Source organism: Priestia sp. P5_B4 (genome assembly GCF_056400385.1).
Window position 1 is genome coordinate 1 of sequence record NZ_JBFULJ010000241.1, and the last position, 5,000, is coordinate 5,000.

The following is a 5,000-nucleotide window of genomic DNA, read 5'->3' on the forward strand; positions in this document are numbered from 1 at the left end:
GTCTAGTAATTACTTTTAAAAGCACTTATAACAAGCTCATTTACTGTCGGATGTCATCTAKAGGCTGTATTAAAAGCTAATTATAAAGTGAGGTTATATTTATCGTTTCACCAGAAAATATGAGCTCAATTTCTTTATTTCTTACTTGTGATCGTTCATTTAATCACCGTATTTTTTTCTGTACGTGAGAAACGTTATTAAATATATAACTGAAATCATCGTCAGAAATATTAGCGGCGAAATGCCAATCCCATCATAAGAACTTTTCCCTTGAAAAGTCCGATAAATGGACTCTATAACTTCTAAAATAAGCATACCTATAACTACCACAAATGCGTATGATTGAGCCTTCGTGCTGATAAACTTCTTCCTTTCATCACCTTTTCGCGAAGATGATGAAACAAAAATCAAAATTCCGCAAACTAACAGTATGAATGAATACACAATTTTAACCCAATCCATTTTACTCCTCCTTATAATAAATGTAAAAAGTATTTTACATTTATTATTGTAGCATCAGTTCCGAAAATGTCAAATTCTTTTTACATTGTAAATTATTTGTATGTGAGAATCGCTATAGAAGAGTGGATATCTTTAAATTGATTTTATAACACAAAGTCATGTTATAAAGTGACTTAAATCAACTCCATTGGTAAAATGGAAGTAACAGGAATTTTTGCGTTTCACTAACTAAAAGTGAGGTGGGTTGTTTGGTTCTTCATAAAAAAACAGTTTCTTTTGTTGCTCTTTTCTTGTTGTTATTAGTGATAAGCTCGAATTATGTGTTATATCATTCTTCTTTTGGACTTCAGTCGTTGCCTGCTAATCTAACCGGAGTGGTAGTAGGTTCTATTTTAGATTTAAGCCTTGTCGCTCCGCTCTTGTTTTTAGCCTGGCAACGTAAGTTTAGCGTGAAATATTTTATCGTATTAATGGCCACAGGTCTTATTGCTGCGCGTTTTATCATTCCAAGTGAATACTTGGCTTCTTTTCAGTCGGTTATGTGGCTAGGAGTTGGCATAGAAGGACTACTTATTTTGTTTGAACTTTCACTGTTGTTTATGCTAGTTAAAAACGTACCGTTTATTTTAAGAAGGATCAAATCAAGCTCTTTGCCGCTTTTATTTTCTTTTTCGCGGGCTGTAAACGAAAAGTTCTCCAAACAAACTTTTATACACATCCTTTGTTCAGAAATGCTGATGTTTTACTATGCGTTTGGAACGTGGAAGAAGCAGCCGAATACTGAAGGGAATACGTTTACTCTGTATAAACGCTCTAGTTTTATTACGTTTCAAATTATGATTATTCATGCGATTGTCATTGAAACATTAGGTCTTCACTGGCTGCTGCACAATACGTCTATCATTCTTTCAGTCGTTTTACTGATCCTTAATATTTATAGCATTGTTTTCTTTTTAGGAGACATTCAAGCATTAAGGCTTAACCCTTTACAAGTGGAAGACGATCGTATATACATTTCGTTTGGCTTAGCTAAGCGTATGGAAATCTCTTTTAAAGATATTGAAGAAATAGCAGAAGACGCTCACATCCTCCAACAAAAAATCCCTAATACCACGATTGAATTTATCGCACGCGATTTTGAAAAAGTTTATCCTGATCTTTTACTAACATTAAAGTCTCCAATTGAAGCAACGCTTTTTATGGGAATCAAAAAGAAATACCAGCAGGTCGCCATTCGGGTAGATGATCCTCATGCGTTTAAAAAAATAGTCAAAGAACGTGTAGAGAAAGCTCAGAAGGGATTAATCTAAGATTCTAGAAAGCTAGGACCTTATAGATATATAAGGTCTTTTTGCTAATGATCAGTTACTGGACATAAATAGTGAAGTGTTAGATGTATTTTAGTAAGATGGAAGTAATAGGTAATGTAGTAAAGGAGGATGAGGATAGGGTATGGGAATTTTTTTTAGAGGAAAAGAGAAGTATTTAAACTCTGTGGAGTGGCTAGCTGAAAACTCAATCCAATTAAGAGAACCAACTGAATGTATGCCTGAAGAGTTTGAATTTCTCCGTCATATAGTAAAAGATAAGAGAATTGTGTGGTTAGGGGAAAACGGTCACAACATAAGAGAACATAATATGATGAAGTCAAAAATAATAGAATTTCTACATAAAGAAATGAATTTTACCGTACTGACATTTGAAAGCGGCTTAGCCGAATGCTTCAGCGCTAATGAGTTAAAGGAGGAGTTTACAGATGAAGACTTTTTAAAAAACGCGATTTATTCTTTATGGGCAACAAAAGAAAATCTGTCTTTGTTTCAGCTAATGAAAAAATCAGATTTAAGTTTAATAGGAATAGATATTAATCCCTCTTCTAATCCTGACCTTTTCTTGAAATTCGTTCAGCAGCTGAGTTCCGTAGTGTCTGAAGACATGATAGAAAAGATAGAATACATTGAAGCAGGCGTGTATAAATGGTATTACCAACTAGGRCAATATAAAGCGAGAAGAAAAAAAGTTCCAGCAGAAATGTTACGTGAGTTTGCAGAGTTTAAAGAAAAAGCAAGCGTAGTAATAGGAGATTTAGAAGCTTATCTACTTGAAGAATACGTTTTGCATCTTGAAAATCAAGAGCTTGTATGTAAAGTTAAAATAATTATTCGATGCCTGCAAAACCGTTTGTATTTTATCAATTATATTCACCATAATCACCGGACGTATAAAAAACTAAGAGAAAAACGAATGAAGGAAAATTTAGAATGGATTTGTCAAGAACTGTACCCTAATGAAAAGATTATTATCTGGGCACATAACCTTCATATTTTCAAACAATATAAAACGTTTACAGGCTTTGAACCACTAGGAGCAATCGTTTCTAATGAAATAAAAGAACAGTCTTATTACTTAGGGTTATTTATGTATGAAGGTGAAATACATACGGACACGGGACAGCCATATAAAATAGAGAACCCGCCTAAAAAAAGTCTGGAGGACTATATGCATCAAGTGCAGTCACCAGCTTTATTTACAGATTTTTCACAGCTTGAAAAAACTTCAGGAAACAAGTGGATATTCACTAAAACTATCTTTCTAGAAAGTGGTACCATGCCAACTTTATTTGTACCGCGTGATCAGCTAGACGGTGCTTTACTTGTTGAGTATGTTTCTCCGCCCGAGTATCTTAAACGCAATAAAAATAAATAAGAAAACGTAATAAACAAAGAGGGTATGCACATTGAAAATCTACAAATTCAGTAAAGAACATGGCAAAAAAGTAGAAAAATATCAGTCGCATTTAGCCACTTACGTAAAAATGGCACGAACAAATGAAGCAGCTACGATCGGCTATATGTATATAGAAGGAGAAGGAACAGTAGGATATCACGAAGCGCCTATACCTCAGCTATTTATCGTAGTCGAAGGTGAAGGATGGGTAACAGKAGAGAATCAAAAACGAATACCCATTAAACGTGGAGAAGCAGTACTGTGGGAAAAAGGAGAGTGGCATACGTCGGGAAGTGAAACCGGCATGACAGCCATTGTCATTCAATCGCAGGAGCTACATCCTGAAACATTTATGGAAAGAAAAAAGCACGCTTAGATAAGTTGTCTAGGCGTGCCACTTTTCTATAGGACTTTAAATTTTTTAAGGGCAAACTCAATCCCGTCTTCACCCGATTTCTTTGTGACAAAACCAGCGGCGTTTTTTAACTTATCAGATCCGTTGCCCATCGCAATTCCAAGGCCGGCTAATTCTACCATATCGATGTCATTTTCTCCGTCTCCGAATGCGATAGCCTCGGATTGATCGATGTTAAAATAGTCTAAGACCTTCAGGATAGCTACCGATTTTGTAATTTCTTCTTGAAGAACACTTACGACAAAAGGGTGCCATCTTTTAAATAGTAACTGAGGAAATCGCTGCGTATACTGGTCAACGGTTTTATCATCACCATACAGACACATTAAATAAATATCTTCGTCATAAATACGCTCATTAATTTGAGGATATTCACTGAGCGATAATGTTTCCTTCAGGGCTTTTAAAATATTATCATCTTTAATTCCATTCATGCTGAGCTCTTTTGTATAAAATGAAAGACCGTGATTTTGCGAGGCTRCGTATTCAAAGACTTCGCGCGCGACGTGCTTGTCCATGGACAGCTTATGAATGACTTCTTCATTATGTACAGTAAACGATCCGTTTGCGGTAATAAGCGTATCTATGCCTAATTCTTTAATTTCTTCACAGAGAGACAAAGGTCTGCCTGTTGCGGCAACAACTTTTATTCCTTTATCTTTTAAGCTTTTTACAATCTCTCGAGTTTTGGTGGAAATAATCCCGTTTTCGTGATGAGTAAGAGTTCCGTCCACGTCAAAGAATACGATTTTATAGCTCATAGTRATCTCCTTGCTTAAACAGCTTTATCTCTTTTTACATTTACAAATAATAGCGCACAAATTAAAATAGCAGCTACATATAAAAACGCAGAAACAACCGGTTTATGTAAAAAAGCAGTATGATTGTATGAAGAGTCATACAAATAAAGAGCGGCTAGAAATAGAAAAGACAGTAGTTTCTTCATGTTGTCACCTCCTGGTTTTATTATACATATTTTTCTTGTATTTGTATGTAATCTTAATAAGAGTGATAGAATAATAGTATTTTACATAAGCAAAGAGAAAGCGAAGTGACCAATATGACGATACATCATTATATAGGTTCTCCTTATGAATTGCCTACAGGAAGCTTTGGCACAAAAGAAACGCGGGTCCCTTTATCCGAAGTTTCTCCTTTTAATMAAAATCAAAAGAAAGATAAGCTAATTACAATCTACGAGAAAGAAGAAGATGCGTACGGTATTAGTATCAATCACTTAACCGACGGGTACAGTGACATAGAGCACGCATTCACCTTGCCATATATCTACGAAGTATCTTGTGATGCACATTCTAAATCAATAAGAGAGTTGTTTACTTATATTGAAGAACACCTGATAGAGGGCTGTCACATTGAATTATATTCTTGCTTGGAC

General features: G+C 35.1%; 7 protein-coding genes. 4 read left to right on the plus strand and 3 right to left on the minus strand.

The window, feature by feature from the left end; genetic code table 11:
• Nucleotides 1-159: 159 nt before the first annotated feature.
• Complete coding sequence (locus tag AC1DRF_RS16395; RefSeq protein WP_028414656.1) at nucleotides 160-462, minus strand: hypothetical protein; 303 nt, start codon at nucleotides 460-462, stop codon at nucleotides 160-162.
• A gap of 239 nt (nucleotides 463-701) precedes the next feature.
• Here AC1DRF_RS16395 and AC1DRF_RS16400 point away from each other — a divergent pair, with 239 nt between their 5' ends.
• The 3 genes from AC1DRF_RS16400 (at nucleotide 702) to AC1DRF_RS16410 (ending at nucleotide 3,565) form a co-directional block, all read left to right on the plus strand.
• Nucleotides 702-1,772, plus strand: a complete 1,071-nt coding sequence (locus tag AC1DRF_RS16400; RefSeq protein ID WP_477741169.1) for a beta-carotene 15,15'-monooxygenase — start codon at nucleotides 702-704, stop codon at nucleotides 1,770-1,772.
• A gap of 142 nt (nucleotides 1,773-1,914) precedes the next feature.
• A complete protein-coding gene (locus AC1DRF_RS16405; protein ID WP_477741170.1) occupies nucleotides 1,915-3,168 on the plus strand; it encodes an erythromycin esterase family protein in 1,254 nt (417 codons plus the stop codon).
• Between the two features lie 31 nt (nucleotides 3,169-3,199).
• Entirely contained in the window at nucleotides 3,200-3,565 is a 366-nt protein-coding gene (locus AC1DRF_RS16410; RefSeq protein ID WP_477741171.1) for a cupin domain-containing protein, read from the plus strand.
• Between the two features lie 26 nt (nucleotides 3,566-3,591).
• On the opposite strand, the gene AC1DRF_RS16415 is transcribed toward AC1DRF_RS16410, so the two are convergent.
• Both AC1DRF_RS16415 and AC1DRF_RS16420 read right to left on the minus strand, forming a co-directional pair.
• Complete coding sequence (locus AC1DRF_RS16415; RefSeq protein ID WP_477741172.1) at nucleotides 3,592-4,365, minus strand: Cof-type HAD-IIB family hydrolase; 774 nt, start codon at nucleotides 4,363-4,365, stop codon at nucleotides 3,592-3,594.
• Between the two features lie 14 nt (nucleotides 4,366-4,379).
• On the minus strand, nucleotides 4,380-4,550 hold the full coding sequence (locus tag AC1DRF_RS16420; RefSeq protein WP_427075834.1) for a hypothetical protein: 171 nt from the start codon (nucleotides 4,548-4,550) through the stop codon (nucleotides 4,380-4,382).
• A 114-nt stretch (nucleotides 4,551-4,664) separates the two neighbouring features.
• Between AC1DRF_RS16420 and AC1DRF_RS16425 the strand changes: the two genes are divergently transcribed.
• Nucleotides 4,665-5,000 (plus strand): hypothetical protein (locus tag AC1DRF_RS16425; RefSeq protein ID WP_477741173.1); only part of this gene is annotated, 336 nt, incomplete at its 3' end.

Coding starts and splice junctions, on each gene's coding strand:
- AC1DRF_RS16395 (WP_028414656.1), bottom strand. CDS start 462: ATGGATTGGGTTAAAATTGTGTATTCATTCATACTGTTAGTTTGCGGA.
- AC1DRF_RS16420 (WP_427075834.1), bottom strand. CDS start 4,550: ATGAAGAAACTACTGTCTTTTCTATTTCTAGCCGCTCTTTATTTGTAT.